We start from the raw sequence: 14822 nt of genomic DNA, 5'->3' as shown, positions 1-14822 counted from the left end.
ATTAACCCAATTGCTTTTCTCTGATTTCATCGAGTGTTTTGCAATCGATGCACAGGTTGGCGGTTGGGCGCGCTTCCAGGCGGCGAATGCCAATCTCGATACCGCAGGTTTCGCAATAGCCGTAGTTACCCGACTCGATTTCCTTCAGGGATTCATCGATCTTCTTGATCAGCTTACGTTCGCGGTCGCGGGTGCGCAGCTCCAGGCTGAATTCTGATTCCTGCGTAGCCCGGTCGTTGGGGTCCGGAAAGTTGGCCGCTTCGTCCTGCATGTGGTGGACGGTGCGATCCACTTCCATCATTAATTCGGATTTCCATTTGTTTAAAATGGCGGAAAAATGGCTCAACTGCGCCTCGTTCATGTACTCTTCGCCTTCTTTTTCCTCATAAGGCTTAAAAGTAAATTCCGATGCGGCAGGGTTAGAATTGTTCATCCAATGACTCCTGGCGGTCTATAAAAAAATCGGGGCTTTTTAACAGAATAGCCGGGGGCAAGCAAGAAGTTTGTTATGATGCAGGCGCTTTCTACTAACGGAATTTAGACATGAAACACCACGTCGCCGAGCGAATGCGCGGCATCAGCTCATTTTATGTGATGGAATTATTACAGCGCGCCAAGCAACTGGAACAAGAAGGCCGGGACATTATTCACATGGAAATCGGCGAGCCGGATTTCGAAACCCCGCCGGCAATATTAGCCGCTGGAAATGCGTTCATGCAGGGTAGGGAAGTCAAATACACTGCCGCGGCCGGATTGCCGGAATTGCGGCGCAGCATCGCCGATTACTACCAAGCGCAATACGGCGTAAATCTTGACCCAAAACGGGTTTTTATTACCCCCGGCGCGTCCGGCGCGTTTTTGCTGGCGTTTGGGATTAGTTTAAATCCGGGCGAACAAATCTTGATGGCCGATCCTTGTTATCCCTGTAACGATAATTTCGTGCAATTGTTCGACGGTAAGACTCAGTTCGTCAATGTTGGCGCCGAAACGGCTTATCAACTCAACGCCGAATTGATTCGACAGCACTGGCAGCCAGCCAGCAAAGGCGTGTTAGTCGCCTCGCCTTCCAATCCTACCGGCACCGTCATCGGTAACAACGCGCTGCGCGCTGCGATTCAGCAGACGCAAGCCCTAGGGGGCTGTTTTTATTCGGACGAGATTTACCATGGCCTTGTTTACGGCGAAACCGTCAGCAGCGCTTTGGAGTTCAGCGACGACGTGTTTATTATCAACAGCTTTTCCAAGTTTTTTGGCATGACCGGCTGGCGCATCGGTTGGCTGATTGTGCCGGAAGATTTTATCGATGCCGTGGAAAAACTGGCGCAAAACATTTTTATCTCCACACCTACCCATTCACAACACGCGGCTTTGGCCTGTTTCAGTGCTGAAAATATGGCGGAATTGCATAGCCGCCGTGACGAGTTTGAGAAACGCCGGGATTTTCTTTACGAGAACTTGTTACGGCTGGGATTTAAAATCGCCAGCAAACCACAAGGGGCCTTTTATATTTACGCAGATTGCAGTGCGTTTACCAACGACAGCTTTGAGTTTGCTAAACAGCTGCTCGAACAAGAGGGGGTAGCCGTAACGCCAGGCAAAGATTTTGGCCAGTATCTGGCTCACCAACACATTCGATTTGCATATACCGCCTCAATCGATAGAATGGCCGCCGCGCTTCAAAGACTGGAAAGATTCATATGCCAATAAACCAATGCACGCCAGAGCAGCTAAAACAACATTTACAGGACGACCCGTCGGTATTTTTACTGGACGTTAGGGAGCCCCACGAGTTTGCCTATGCCAAGATAGCCGGTAGCGTATTAATACCGCTGCAACAAATACCCGCGCGCTTCGACGAAGTGCCTGCGGACCGAGACGTGGTGGTGATTTGTCATCACGGTATGCGTAGTCAGCAAGCCTGCAATTTTTTGCAGCATTCCGGACTGCAAAGGCTGTTCAATTTAAAGGGCGGCATCGACGCCTGGTCCGTGACTTGCGATCCGTCCGTTCCACGTTACTAAACAACTAATAAAGCTATGTTTCTAAAAGAATACTATGCCATTCAGGATGGCAGTGTCGCCATCAGCGCTGCGCAGGCCAGCATGTTTGCGAAGGAAGTCGCTCATGACTTCAACCCCTTGCACGACGAAGACGCAAAACGTTTTTGCGTGCCGGGCGATCTATTATTCTCGTTAGTGTTGGACAAATACGGCCTTAGCCAAAACATGCACTTCATTTTTTCCGGGATGGTCGGTCATGGCGTGTTGTTGAATTTTCCCGATGATGACGCCGAAAAAATCGATGTGACCGACAGTCAAGGCAAGACTTATTTGCAGATCGAGCGCTCCGGTGATGTGATCCGCGATCCGGCTTTAATCGAAGCGTTAATTCGTGACTACGTGGCGTTTTCCGGGCAGAATTTTCCTTACGTGTTGGTGCCTTTATTGGCTAAAGAGCAAGTCATGTTCAATATAGACCGGCCTTTGGTGATCTATGAAAGCATGACCTTGAGCTTAAACCGGATGGATTTCCACAACCCGCGTCTGGAAATGCTGGAACCGAAAATGGAAGTCAATGGCAAACGCGCCACTGCCTACCTTTATTTCCAAATCAAATGCGGTGAAGAAGTGGTCGGTTCCGGGTTCAAAAAACTGGCGGTCAGCGGCTTACGCGATTATGAAGCCGAGCCGATGCAAGCATTCGTAGACGAATATCTGGCTAGAAAACACGGTTATTTAGGAAATCTTGCCGAAGCAACTGCTTAGCAGTGCGTTTCGCTGTTTCCGTGATTGATTGGTTTACGCGTTCTCCAGCCGGAGCGCTCACACCACTCCGGCAGTTACCTTGAAGAAGGCCCCGTCTATCTATAACACCGCAGAAAAGGGCTCTACCGTCACCATTTCCCCGGCGTCCATACCGGTGCTGTCAGCATCCAGCACAATAAAACAGTTGGACTGACTGGCTACTTTCAGTTGATGAGAATCTTGTTGGCCTGCGAGACGGACGGCTAATTCGCCTCCAGCCTGCTGGTACAGGATGCCGCGTTGATATTCCTGCCGCCCTGGTGATTTTTTTAACGGGCTATCGCAATGAACTCGTAAGCGTAATGCTTGCGTGGAGGGCACGCCGGCAAGCTTTTCCAAGCCTGGTTTTACGAATTTCTCGTATGTCACCAAGACTGCGACAGGATTGCCGGGCAAACCGAAAAACCAGCAGCTGCCGATTTTGCCAAAAGCCAGCGGCTTGCCGGGTTTGATCGCCAGTTTCCAGAAGTTCACCTGTCCGCATTTCTCCAGCGTTTGTTTAACAAAATCCGCATCGCCAACCGATGCGCCGCCGGTGCAAATGATGGCGTCATGTTGCTGGGCTGCGTTTTTGAAAGTTTGTTCGAGTTTCAGGGGATCGTCTGCGACGATGCCCAGATCCGAGACCGTGTGATTCGGGTCTGATATTAGTCCTGCTAATAGGTAGCGGTTGCTGTCATAGATTTGACCGATAGCTAGCGGTTCTCCGAGTGGTACCAATTCGTCGCCAGTCGAAAAAAAGCCAATTTTGAGTTTGCGTTTGACGCTGATTTTTTCGATGCCGGCGGCGGCCATTAGGCTGAGGTCGCGAGCTGTCAGCTTTTTCGGTGCGGTAATTAATTCCTCATGCTGTTTAACGTCACTGCCGGCTGCACGAATATTTTTATACGGCTGCCAGTCAATTGGAAGTGATACGATGTCACCATCGGTTTCAATTTGTTCTTGGGCAATAACGCTGTCCGCAAATTCCGGGACTACCGCCCCGGTGAATATTCTGACGCATTGGCCAGGCTTCTGCTGTACCAAGAACGGCCGTCCGGCCCACGCGATGCCGATTACTTGCAATTTAGCTGCTTGCCCGGCAGAGACATCGCCAGCAGCAAATGCGTAACCGTCCATTGCCGCTGTGCGTTGAGGTGGAATGTCTATAGGAGACACCACGGTATCGAAAAGTACCCGACCCAGTGCCTGGGGCAAATCGATTAGCTCCTGTTCGGTAACGGTCTCGATAGCTTTGCGGATTTCCAATAGCGCCTGTTCGACGCTCAATAAATCGTATTTGTTGGGGTAGCAGATATTAGTCACGTTGGTGCTTCAAAAAGATTTCAATAATGAAATTGGCTATGGCCTTTGCATCGTTTAAATCAAGGCACGGTAAGCCTGATGGTGTTAAAAGGGGTTGATCGCTTGCTATCGCGATAATCGACGGGTCTTCAGGGTAAAGCAGCGGTTTGCCTAGGCTTGGTCTGCACAGCTCTATTTTGGGGTAGCGCTCTTGCCTGAATCCTTCCACTAAAATCAAATCCAGGCCTGTATTGGGAAACAAGGTCAGTTGTTCAGTCAGTGAAATATCGCTATCTGCCGACAATTCGGTGATTACCGCACGCCTGTGCTGGGAAACCAGCATAACCGGAGTAGCACCCGCTTCGCGCAGCCGAAAACTATCTTTACCGGGTTGATCAATCTCGAAGTCGTGATGACTGTGTTTGATCACACCGATTTGCAGATTATATGCTTTGAGTATCGGGATAAGCTTTGTCAATAAACTGGTTTTGCCGGTGCCGCTGGCGGCCGCGAAGCCGAGGACTGAAGGGTGGGGCATGGACTTCTCTACATTTGTCGAACTGACCGTATTCTAAGTTATTATGACGTTCGTCGGTTGAAGCGTTTGGAGTGTGGGTGATACGAATAGTGATATTGTTGGCATTGGTACTGGCAGTTTTAATGCTGCCGGGATTCATGAAGCTACCAGCCGAATTGCGCAGCAAGCGACTTAAACAACTGGCCTGGGTTGCGGTTGCGCTGATTTTGCTTGTACTGATGCTGAGTGGAAAACTTAGCGGTCTGCTGGCGATATTCGGCGTAATATTCGCGTTTTTAGTGCGTTCTATGCCCATAATATTAAGGTACGCGCCGCAGCTTCATAGCATTTGGTTGCGGTTCAAAGCTGGCAATCCGCAATATGGTAAGCCAGGTCCTGGGCCATCTCGACAAGCCGGTATGACAACAACGGAAGCTTTTGAGGTTTTGGGGCTTACTCCCGGCGCCACCGAAGAAGAAATTATTCAGGCTCACCGTAAACTCATTTCGCGCTTTCATCCTGATCGAGGCGGTTCAGATTATTTGGCGGCCCAAATTAATCAAGCCAAAAAAATTTTGTTAGGCCGTTGAAAAGTCCGTTCGGCTAAAACTTAGTCAGAATTGTATATTTTTGCAGTTATTTTAAATATATGTGACGCGCATCACTTTCTTGTTTTCATAATTTAGAAGTGGTTCGGGTTTTAGTTTGATCTTGCTGATTTTAGTCGCAAAAAATGCCTAAGAGGCTGCTGTGAATAAAAATCAAAAAAGAGATGTGGACCACAAAAATATCAGTAAATTCAATTTATAAGACAAATCTTTTAAAGTTATATTGGCACTCGCCGTTAAGGTTAGTACCTTCGATTAGATTAGTCGAAAATACAAGAAGAGGCATGATGTCGTTAAGATTGAGCTGTTGACTTAAGTGGTTTTGACAGTGAGCAATTTCGATCCAGTTGTTGGGTTTCAATCTTATCTGCATTTAAATAGTTTTAAGGGATTAATAGTTATCTGGCGAGACACGTACCAATAAAAATAAACGATTCAGCAAGCCAAAATACCTGGGAGATTAATCATGATGGAAGAAACGATAGATGTAATTAAAGATATGGATATTCCAGATTTCATTTCTTTTGATGATGTCGATGAAGAAGTTGTCGAAATCGATCCGAACGAAACGTTTAAGCTGGCCGAGATAGAAAGTAACGAATCGCAAAATGAGAGTAATTTCGATGCTACTCGAGCGTATCTGAATGAACTCAGTAAATCCCAGCTGTTAACTGCTGATGAAGAAAAAATCTACGGCAGACGCACTCAGCAGGGTGATCCACAAGCCCGAAAAATTATGATCGAAAGCAATTTACGTCTGGTTGTGAAAATTTCCAGGCGTTATCTAAACCGCGGACTCCCTTTACTCGATTTAATCGAAGAAGGTAATTTAGGATTGATCAGAGCAGTTGAAAAATTCGATCCTGATCGAGGCTTCAGATTTTCAACTTATGCAACCTGGTGGATCAGGCAGACCATAGAGCGTGCAATCATGAATCAGACTAGAACTATTCGTCTGCCGATTCATATTGTTAAGGAAATGAACATTTATTTGAAAGCGCAACGGAATTTAGCGCAACAGCTCGATCACGAGCCTACTGTCGACGAGATCGCCCGGCATCTTGATAAACCGGCTAAAACCGTCAGTAAAATGCTGAAACTCAACGAGCGTGTCACATCGGTTGATGTGTCGTTCGGTAAGGACTTTGACAAACCTCTACTTGAGACAATTTCCGAAGAAGAAAGCCGTAATCCCGCTGAAATCTTGCAAGACGACTTTATTCAAAATAACGTCACCTACTGGGTCTATCAGCTTGCCGAAAAACAGCGTGAAGTCATTTGTCGCAGATATGGCCTTTGTGGATTCGAAAACGCAACTTTGGAGCAAGTAGCGCTCGAATTGGGCGTAACTCGGGAAAGAGTCAGACAAATACAGATGGACGGCTTGAAGCGTCTGAAAGAGATTCTTGAAAGTAGCGGCTATTCGTTCGAATCGATTTTTAGCTAATAGTAAAATTTAACCGGCGGCAAACCAGAGTAGTGTGACTTTTGTCAGATCTGGTTTGGGTGTCTTTTCTGAGGAACCTCATAATTGATACAACGGCAAGCCTGTAATTCTGTCGTCAATTAGTTGGATCAGTTCGTTGTATGCAGAACTTCCTACCGAATGAAACTTGCTAACAAACGTCGCTTCGTCCATATGTTCCGGTAAGTCCTGTAGCTCCGGGATAATAGACGAATAATCTTTAGTGCTAGACATAATTCTTTGTAATTCCCTCGCTTTCTCGGTTGATGCTACGGCTATTTGACCGAATCTAGTACCGGCTCGATCCGCTGTCAGATCAATGAAACTGAAGCCACTACCTTTTTGCGCATCTCCCAATTCTTTATCGATACCAATTTGCTCGCCGAGTAATGAGGAATCAAGAATTGCCAATAGTGCCGACGCAATAAAATGTTGAGGTATATCCACTCGCTTATAGGCAAATACAGGATATTCCTTGCTGTAAACCAAGCCAAGCGGCAGATAGCGGCGTAAGTCCTGTTTATAGATATAACTGCCGACAGCAATGATGATCGCGCGATTTTCCTGAACGGCATCCGCCATCGGTGTTTGTTGATACGCCGTCAAAAATAAAGGTTGCAACAAATCGGTGATTGATAAGCGCCAGCTAGGGTCATGTTGGCTGACGATTTCGTTGATTTGCTGTTGATAGCGATGCAGGTTTGGGTAATCCCGATGTTTTTGGATAGCCAATTGCTTTGCTGCGTCCACGATGGACCCTAGATAACTAATTTCCAAAGCTTGCGGACTAATGCGGACTTTCTTGACGTATTGGCTCAACAATTGCCAATGCTGCTCTAGCGGCGTGTTATGCACGATGGCCGGAATCAAGAGGTTAGCAGCTGGATCGGGAATGGAGATTTCGCCAATTTTCAACGACTTGATAACAATGGCATCATCTACCTGTCGTAGATTAAAACTAAAGTCCAAATATCTACCCCAGGGGCTTTTGGGCACAAATATCGCTATCTGAATCATCAATCTGTCATCGACAATCTGAATTTGCGTCGTATTTTCCGCAAAATGATTTAATAGATAACTCACCGCAATATTCAAGTCCTTCTGGTCCAAACTAACGGTTTTAATTTGGCCTCTTTCCTCCGGTGCCACATGCAATAACTGCTTCGCGCGCTGTATGTCTTCGCGGTTTAAACCCTGATGGATTTTTATCAACGGCGTATCGTCGATTGCGAAAAACAGTAAGCCTACGAAGAGTATTGCCAGCGAAAGGAGAATATACAGCAGGAATTTCAGCATTGATCGAAGATCAGATTAAAGCGGGCCTCCTTGAGGTAATACATTTCTTGTTTGAGATCGGCATGCGTCAGAGGCGCTTGTTCCAGCCAATTTTCCGGAAAATCAATTTTTATATCGTGGCGATCAATCGTGATGCTAAAGTCTGGGCGTTTGCTATTACGATTACGGTGCAGCAAAGCGGTCAGCCGAAATACGACTGCCATAATCGGTGCATGTTGGCGCCAAGGAAACGGCAAATCTTCAAAACGGCTTAAATTAAGCTTTTTGCGGTGACTACGAACCAGCTTAGACAGTAGTAGCTGATCTTGTTTGGAAAATCCTGCCAAATCGCCATTTTCAATAATATAGGCGCTGTGCTTATGATACTGGCTATGGGCGATCTCAAAGCCGATTTCATGGAGTTCCGCCGCCCATTCCAAAAACTGTAAACTGGCAGGATTGTCATTAAAGCAAGGGTGACCGTCTAATTGCTGAACGATGTAACGTAGGGTTTCTTTGAGCTGATGACTGTGTGAAGTGTCGGTGTGGTAACGTGCGGCAATGGTCTGGCTAGTCTGCGAACGAACGTCATCGTTGTAAATTCTACCCAGCAAATCCTGCACCAGACCTTCGCGCAATGCACCATCCGAAACCGTCATTTGCTGAATATTCAACATTTTGAACGTAGCATAAACAATAGCGACCGCGCCGATAAACACTGGCCGCCGTTCTATACTCAAGGCCGGAAAGCTGATTTCGTCGATCCGATTCAGTTTTAATAGATGGGCGACCAACTGTTCTAATCCTTGATTGGTAATGCCGTTATTGCTCCATCCCATGGTTTGTAACACATTGCTGACGGCTTTTAGGCTGCCGGAAGCACCTATGGCTTCCTCCCAGTTTTTGGAATTGAACGTGTTTTGAAAAGGTTCGAGATGTTGCTCGGCAAACAGTACCGCCTTACGAAAGGCCTTTTTGGTCAATTCGCCATTTTTGAAAAAGTTCTGACTAACAGTGACGCAGCCCATGTTCAGGCTTTCCTTCGTGTGGGCAATATCATCCCGCCCGATAATGTACTCTGTGCTACTGCCGCCGATATCCATCACAAAGCGGTTGTTGGCATTGCTGCCCAGGCTGTGGGCCACGCCTTGGTAAATTAAGCGCGCTTCCTCGATGCCGGAAATGATATGAATCGGATGCCCCAGGGCTTTTTCGGCCTTGTTGATGAATTGCTGCGAGTTTCTGGCGATGCGTAGGGTATTGGTACCGACAATCGCAACGCTGTTCGGTGCGAAATCCCGGATGCGGTGACCGAAGCGTTCCAGGCAGGCCAATGCGCGTTCTTGCGTGATTTGGTTGAGATTTTTATGCTGATCCAATCCCGCAGCCAGGCGCACCATTTCTTTCAAGCGGTCGATGGTTTGCAATTTGCCGTTATGCAAGCTGCATATAATCATGTGAAAACTGTTGGAACCCAGATCGACGGCAGCAACACTGGTCGGTATTTGATATGGCAAGAGTCTAATCCTGTTCAGGCTGCTGAGAAGTGGTGAATTCTGATAAAATCCGAAGGCTTTATTGGCGCATTTTTAAAGAACGCGTCAACTTCTTCGCCCGGGATTATAACATTAGAGCATGACGGCTTTATCCATCCAAAACCTAAAAAAGACTTACAACAACGGCTTTGTAGCCTTGAAAGGCGTGGATCTCGATGTCCAGCGCGGCGACTTTTTTGCGCTGTTGGGTCCCAATGGCGCCGGCAAATCGACCTTGATCGGCATCATTAGTTCGCTGGTCAACAAAACCAGCGGATCGGTCAGCATCTTCGGCCACGACTTGGATAAAGACAATGTCGCCGCCAAAACCTGCATTGGCGTGGTACCGCAGGAAGTTAACTTCAATCAATTCGAAACCAGCATGAGCGTGGTGATGAACCAGGCCGGCTATTACGGCATTCCGCGCAAGCAAGCCTTACAGCGCACCGAACAATGCTTGCGGCAAATGGAGTTATGGGATAAGCGCGACGTAGTGTCCCGGCGCTTGTCCGGCGGCATGAAGCGGCGCTTGATGATAGCCAGAGCCATGGTGCATTCGCCGCGCTTGTTAATATTGGACGAACCCACCGCCGGCGTGGATATTGAAATCCGCCGCTCGATGTGGGAGATGATGCAAGACGTCAACAAACAGGGCACCACCATCATTTTGACTACCCATTATCTGGAAGAAGCCGAAAGCCTGTGCCGGAATATCGCCATCATCAATAATGGACAAATCGTCGAGAAGTCTGCAATGAGCAGTTTGTTGAGCCGATTGCAAACCGATCATTTTGTATTGGATATAGCGCGCCCCTTAACGCAAGCACCGCTAATCGATGGCTGCGAAATTGTGCTCAGCGCCGATACCGTATTGGATGTGGCGGTGCCGAAAAGCCACGGTCTAAACCGTTTATTTCAGGCGCTATCTGAGCAACATATCGAAGTCCTCAGCCTGCGCAACAAGTCCAATCGACTGGAACAATTATTTTTGGATCTGGTGCAATGAATTACTCAGTCGCTTTTTCGACGATTTTAATCAAAGAAATCCGCCGTTTCACCCGGATTTGGCCGCAAACGCTGCTGCCGCCGGCCATTACCACGGCGCTGTATTTCCTGATCTTCGGCAAGTTGATCGGCGACCGCATAGGCTTGGTGCATGGCGTCAGCTATATGGACTACATCGTGCCGGGCATTATTCTGATGTCGGTGATCAGCCATTCTTATTCCAATGTGGTGTCTTCGTTTTATTCCACTAAATTCCAGCGCCATATCGAAGAACTCTTGGTGGCACCAGTGCCGAATTATGTGATTTTGGCCGGTTATGTCTGCGGCGGCATCGCTCGTGGGGTGTTGGTTGGCGTGGTGGTGGCGGGGATTTCGATGATGTTTACCCATACTACGATTTTGCATTGGGACATCGCCGCTGCGGTGTTTGTGCTGACTGCAACTCTGTTCGCACTAGCCGGTTTCATCAATGCGGTGTTTGCCGATAGCTTTGACGATATTTCCATCATCCCCAATTTTGTGCTGACGCCATTGAGTTACCTGGGTGGCGTATTTTATTCGGTAGCGATGTTGCCGGGGATTTGGCAAAAAATCGCGCAGGCCAATCCGATTCTATACATGATCAACGCCTTCCGTTACGGCATGATCGGAGTTAGCGATGTCCAGATCGAACTGGCTTTCGCGATGACCGGTGGCTTTATCCTGTTCTTGACTGCCCTGAGCTTGCTGCTGTTGCACAAAGGTATCGGTATTAAAAATTAGGACCTTATTCCAACGGCACTAACATATTGCGCAAAGCGGTAAGATCTTTGATCGCGATAAAACGGTTCTGCACCACGATCAAATTATCGTCCTGGAATTTTTTCAGCAGCCGGCTCACCGTTTCCAAGGCCAAGCCTAAGTGATTGCCGATTTCCTGGCGGGTGAGCGACAACTTGAATTCGGATGACGAAAATCCGCGCCGTTTCAGCCTTTCGGATAAGCTGATCAAAAAATAAGCCAAACGCTCTTCCGCCGGCCGTTTGCTCAATACCAGCTGGTTTTTGTCCTCCAGCATTTTCTCACCGGTATGCCGAAACAATTCGCGCGTCAGGCTAGGCATGTTCTTGAACAAATCTTCCATGTTATCAGCTGGCAGGATGCAAAAACTCATGGTTTCCAAGGCAATCGCCGCGCAGCCGTGCTTTTCGGCGGATAGGCCGTCGAAGCCCAGTAATTCGCCTGGTAACAGAATATTTAATATGTGCTCGTTGCCATGGCTATCGTTAGCCACCAACTTGGCGCTGCCGGACTTTATCGCCAGAATGCCACGGAAATTGTCGCCTTCGCGGTAGATAAAGTCGCCGCGTTGCAAGGTTTTACGGGCCTTGACGACTTGGCTGATATTATTAATTTCGGCTTGCGATAAACCGCGCGGTAAACAAATATTATCCAGACTGCAATTAACGCAACTGACTTGATTTTTAAGCGGCTCAGGGGCTTGAGTTTTCAATGAAAGCATAGTTTTGGGTTTGATAATTTGCCGCTTCTCGACGAAGCGGCGACATGGCAACGGATGACTGGTTAATCTTGTTGGTGATAGGCAACTATCCGTTCTACTTCGGATTTAGAACCTAAAATCAACGGCACCCGTTGGTGAATGCTACTGGGTTTTAGATCTAAGATTCGTTCGCGGCCGGTGGAACACAGCCCGCCGGCCTGTTCGATGATGAATGCCATCGGGTTGGCCTCGTACATCAGGCGCAGTTTGCCGGGTTTGGACGGATCGCGTAAATCGTGCGGATACAGGAATACGCCGCCGCGCGTCAGGATACGATAGACTTCAGCCACCAGCGAAGCCACCCAACGCATATTGAAATCTTTGCCGCGCGGCCCGTCCGTACCGGCCACGCATTCGTCAATGTAACGCTTCACCGGCGGCTCCCAAAAACGCTGGTTGGACATATTGATGGCAAACTCGCTGCTTTCCTCGGAAATTTTCATGTTGCAATGGGTGAGAATAAACTCACCGACATCCTGATCCAGCGTAAAAGCGTTCACGCCATTGCCGGTGGTTAGTACCAACATGGTGGAGGGACCGTACAGCACGAAACCGGCGCACACTTGTTCGGTGCCTTTGCGTAAAAAATCCTCGGTTTCCGGCTCAACGCCTTCGCGGCAGCGCAGAATCGAAAAAATAGTGCCCACAGTCAGGTTAATATCGATATTCGACGAACCGTCCAACGGATCGAACAACACCAGGTATTTGCCCTTTGGATACTGTTTGGGGATTTTGATCGGATCATTGATTTCCTCTGATGCCATGCCGCCCAGCGAACCACTCCAGTCCAAAGCCTTGACCATGATGTCGTTGGTAATAATATCCAGCTTTTTTTGCACTTCGCCCTGCACGTTTTCGGATTCCGCACTGCCCAATACGCCAATCAGGGCGCCGCAATTGACCCGGTGAGAGATCTGTTTGCACGCACTCACGATGTTATTCAGCAGCAGTGTGAACGTACCGGATGCTTCCGGCAGCCCGCGCTGCTGCTCGATGATGAACTGGGTCAGGGTCACTTGGTGGGACATGCGTTAATTCTCCATGGCATCGGCTAGAGTAAGAAGTTATTTCGGTAACCACGGCAGGCTAATGCCTGGTTTGGCGAGTAAATTGTTGGGGTCAAATTGTTTGCCTGTTCGCGGCAGATTTGTTTATCCAATTGCTGCATTCCGGCCCGGTATCAGACTTTTTCGCTCAAAAGACTGTGCGGCGGGAGCGTTTGCGGATGGGTTTGCGAGGGTTTCCCTTGTTGAACATCCATAAATCCGGGTTTTAATCCTTTTTGTTCGAACTGTTGTCTTAAATAGTCCAGACGCGCATTGATTTTATCCACGGTGCTGGTGGACTCGCTCCAGAAACGCGTATTAATACTGCCGTCGTAACAGGAGACCTTGCAGTGTATTGTAGCAAGTTCGGGAGGGGTAATGGTAATGCTCACTACCCAGTTCTTTTGGCCGTTCTCACTGTTGGTTTGTTTGTCTTGTTCCACTATCAGCTGCAATGTTTCCGGCTCGGCTTTGTTAAAGAACGGTAACTCCAGCATCCAGACCTGTTTCGGCGAATCGTCCCTGGGCAGCGAATTGAGTTGATCCAATGTCAATTTGGCCAGATTGCCCTGGGCTTTTTGCAAGGTTTCTTTCAGTAGTTCGCTTGCAGTCTGCTGAGCCGCATTTTCATCCTTAAGCACAGCCAGTTCCAAACCCAGCCGCGCAATCAGCTTGCTCAGTTTTAATTTAAAATCGTCTGGCAACACAAATGATGCCGGTTTTGCCTCAGCCTCGACTAAGTTGCGTTCCATAAACAAGCCGGATTGTGCGATGGCTTGCTTTAGGGTGGCCGGTTCGAACAGCTTGGTTTTGTCCGGAATCTGCTGCAATATTTCGTGGGCCAGTTGCTTGAGCAATTCGCCTACGGTCTTATCGTTTTCGGCTGGCTGTATCAAAGGCGCCAGTTGCGCCAGCAATTGTTGCGGCGGTACTTGAACGGGCAACAACTGCTTGAACACCGTCGCTATCTGTTCGTCAATAGAAGGTGCCGGCAATGATGCGCTCAGCAATGGGCGCTCACCGCTCTTCAGAATTCGTAAATCTATGCGGCTACCGACGGTTAGCGCGGATTTAGTCTGCGGATCGCTCCATTGCAGTTGTTTGCTCTCCAGCACGACTCGGTTTTCGCCGCCAGGCAACACTGTGCTTTGGGTTTGTTGGGTATCGCTCTGTGTCGACGTCAATTGCACCGTCAAGGTATGTTTGCCGATATTAATAATCTGCGCTTGTATCTGTTCACCCGGGTTTAATGTCGCCAGCGGATTGCTGAGTGCAGGTGCTGCAACAGTCGCGGTTGGGGAGGGTAATAATTTAAGTATTTGTGCTTCGGGCGCCGTTGGGCTTGAGGTATTCGGCGATTGTGATGGTGGCAGGGCGATAATTTTTAGCTCAGGGGTCGGCAAAAGTTTCACCACTTGCAACTGCAAGGTCTGGCCGGGTGGCAAAGTCAATGCCTGTTGGCTCTGTAGCGTCATGGTTTTATCGGCCACGCTGACAGTCAGGGTATTCAGCATCACTTGGTTGGTGATGATTTTGGCGTCTAACACTTGATTCAATTTAAGTTCGGAAATCGAAGCACTGGACTTATTCAATGCCATGACCAGTTTCGCATCTAAAGGCAGCTTTATATCCATGACATCCTCACCTCGCCGCAATCGGGATTTACGCTTGTTCCGCTGCAATGCTCGCGGTTTAGCTAGAGTACTATAAAAAACTCACCCTTACGATTCGCTGTGGTAAGCG

Annotated in this window: 15 protein-coding genes; 7 read left to right on the top strand and 8 right to left on the bottom strand. The window is 48.3% G+C overall.

Annotated elements, in window-relative coordinates; genetic code table 11:
• Position 1 precedes the first annotated feature (1 nt).
• Positions 2-433, bottom strand: coding sequence for an RNA polymerase-binding protein DksA (gene dksA, locus EBB_RS20465; RefSeq protein WP_192395572.1), 432 nt, complete (start codon positions 431-433; stop codon positions 2-4).
• 110 nt (positions 434-543) lie between these two features.
• On the opposite strand from dksA, the gene EBB_RS20460 reads away from it, so the two are divergent.
• From EBB_RS20460 to EBB_RS20450, 3 genes are read left to right on the top strand one after another with little or no spacing between them, the layout of a single operon-like run.
• Positions 544-1707 (top strand): pyridoxal phosphate-dependent aminotransferase, encoded by a 1164-nt coding sequence (locus EBB_RS20460; RefSeq protein WP_192395571.1) that lies wholly within the window; start codon positions 544-546, stop codon positions 1705-1707.
• Positions 1698-2021, top strand: a complete 324-nt coding sequence (locus tag EBB_RS20455) for a rhodanese-like domain-containing protein (protein WP_192395570.1) — start codon at positions 1698-1700, stop codon at positions 2019-2021. The genes EBB_RS20460 and EBB_RS20455 overlap by 10 nt, the downstream gene beginning before the upstream one ends.
• Positions 2022-2036: 15 nt before the next feature.
• Positions 2037-2765: a DUF3581 domain-containing protein gene (locus EBB_RS20450; protein WP_192395569.1), complete on the top strand. Its 729-nt coding sequence runs from the start codon at positions 2037-2039 to the stop codon at positions 2763-2765.
• A 99-nt stretch (positions 2766-2864) separates the two neighbouring features.
• On the opposite strand, the gene moeA is transcribed toward EBB_RS20450, so the two are convergent.
• Positions 2865-4109, bottom strand: a complete 1245-nt coding sequence (gene moeA / locus EBB_RS20445; protein ID WP_192395568.1) for a molybdopterin molybdotransferase MoeA — start codon at positions 4107-4109, stop codon at positions 2865-2867.
• Positions 4102-4626, bottom strand: a complete 525-nt coding sequence (gene mobB, locus EBB_RS20440; protein ID WP_192395567.1) for a molybdopterin-guanine dinucleotide biosynthesis protein B — start codon at positions 4624-4626, stop codon at positions 4102-4104. The genes moeA and mobB overlap by 8 nt, the downstream gene beginning before the upstream one ends.
• Before the next feature lie 89 nt (positions 4627-4715).
• Here mobB and EBB_RS20435 point away from each other — a divergent pair, with 89 nt between their 5' ends.
• Entirely contained in the window at positions 4716-5195 is a 480-nt protein-coding gene (locus EBB_RS20435) for a DnaJ domain-containing protein (RefSeq protein WP_229427616.1), read from the top strand.
• Positions 5196-5679: 484 nt separating this feature from the next.
• Positions 5680-6660: an RNA polymerase sigma factor RpoS gene (rpoS, locus tag EBB_RS20430; protein WP_192395566.1), complete on the top strand. Its 981-nt coding sequence runs from the start codon at positions 5680-5682 to the stop codon at positions 6658-6660.
• A gap of 78 nt (positions 6661-6738) precedes the next feature.
• Here the strand turns inward: rpoS and EBB_RS20425 are convergent, their stop codons facing one another.
• Positions 6739-7974 carry a hypothetical protein gene (locus tag EBB_RS20425; protein WP_192395565.1) on the bottom strand — a complete coding sequence of 412 codons (1236 nt, stop codon included), beginning with the start codon at positions 7972-7974 and terminating at the stop codon, positions 6739-6741.
• Entirely contained in the window at positions 7968-9470 is a 1503-nt protein-coding gene (gene ppx / locus EBB_RS20420) for an exopolyphosphatase (protein ID WP_192395564.1), read from the bottom strand. Before ppx ends, EBB_RS20425 begins: the two co-directional genes overlap by 7 nt.
• Before the next feature lie 118 nt (positions 9471-9588).
• Here ppx and EBB_RS20415 point away from each other — a divergent pair, with 118 nt between their 5' ends.
• Together EBB_RS20415 and EBB_RS20410 are read left to right on the top strand one after the other, a co-directional pair.
• Positions 9589-10494, top strand: coding sequence for an ABC transporter ATP-binding protein (locus EBB_RS20415; protein WP_192395563.1), 906 nt, complete (start codon positions 9589-9591; stop codon positions 10492-10494).
• Positions 10491-11255, top strand: coding sequence for an ABC transporter permease (locus tag EBB_RS20410; RefSeq protein WP_192395562.1), 765 nt, complete (start codon positions 10491-10493; stop codon positions 11253-11255). Before EBB_RS20415 ends, EBB_RS20410 begins: the two co-directional genes overlap by 4 nt.
• Before the next feature lie 4 nt (positions 11256-11259).
• Here EBB_RS20410 and EBB_RS20405 read toward each other — a convergent pair whose 3' ends face one another.
• The 3 genes from EBB_RS20405 to fliK all read right to left on the bottom strand — a co-directional run bounded on the left by EBB_RS20405 (position 11260) and on the right by fliK (position 14713).
• A complete protein-coding gene (locus EBB_RS20405; RefSeq protein ID WP_192395561.1) occupies positions 11260-11994 on the bottom strand; it encodes a helix-turn-helix domain-containing protein in 735 nt (244 codons plus the stop codon).
• Positions 11995-12056: 62 nt separating this feature from the next.
• The gene (locus EBB_RS20400; protein ID WP_192395560.1) at positions 12057-13061 is read right to left on the bottom strand and encodes a class 1 fructose-bisphosphatase; all 1005 of its coding nucleotides are present in this window, start codon (positions 13059-13061) and stop codon (positions 12057-12059) included.
• Positions 13062-13213: 152 nt separating this feature from the next.
• Entirely contained in the window at positions 13214-14713 is a 1500-nt protein-coding gene (gene fliK / locus EBB_RS20395) for a flagellar hook-length control protein FliK (protein ID WP_192395559.1), read from the bottom strand.
• Positions 14714-14822 lie beyond the last annotated feature (109 nt).

The sequence above is a fragment of the Methylomonas fluvii genome, assembly GCF_014850975.1.
Lineage (GTDB): Bacteria > Pseudomonadota > Gammaproteobacteria > Methylococcales > Methylomonadaceae > Methylomonas > Methylomonas fluvii.
Note: the sequence above shows the minus strand (reverse complement) of the source record. Positions and strands in the feature narration are given on the sequence as shown.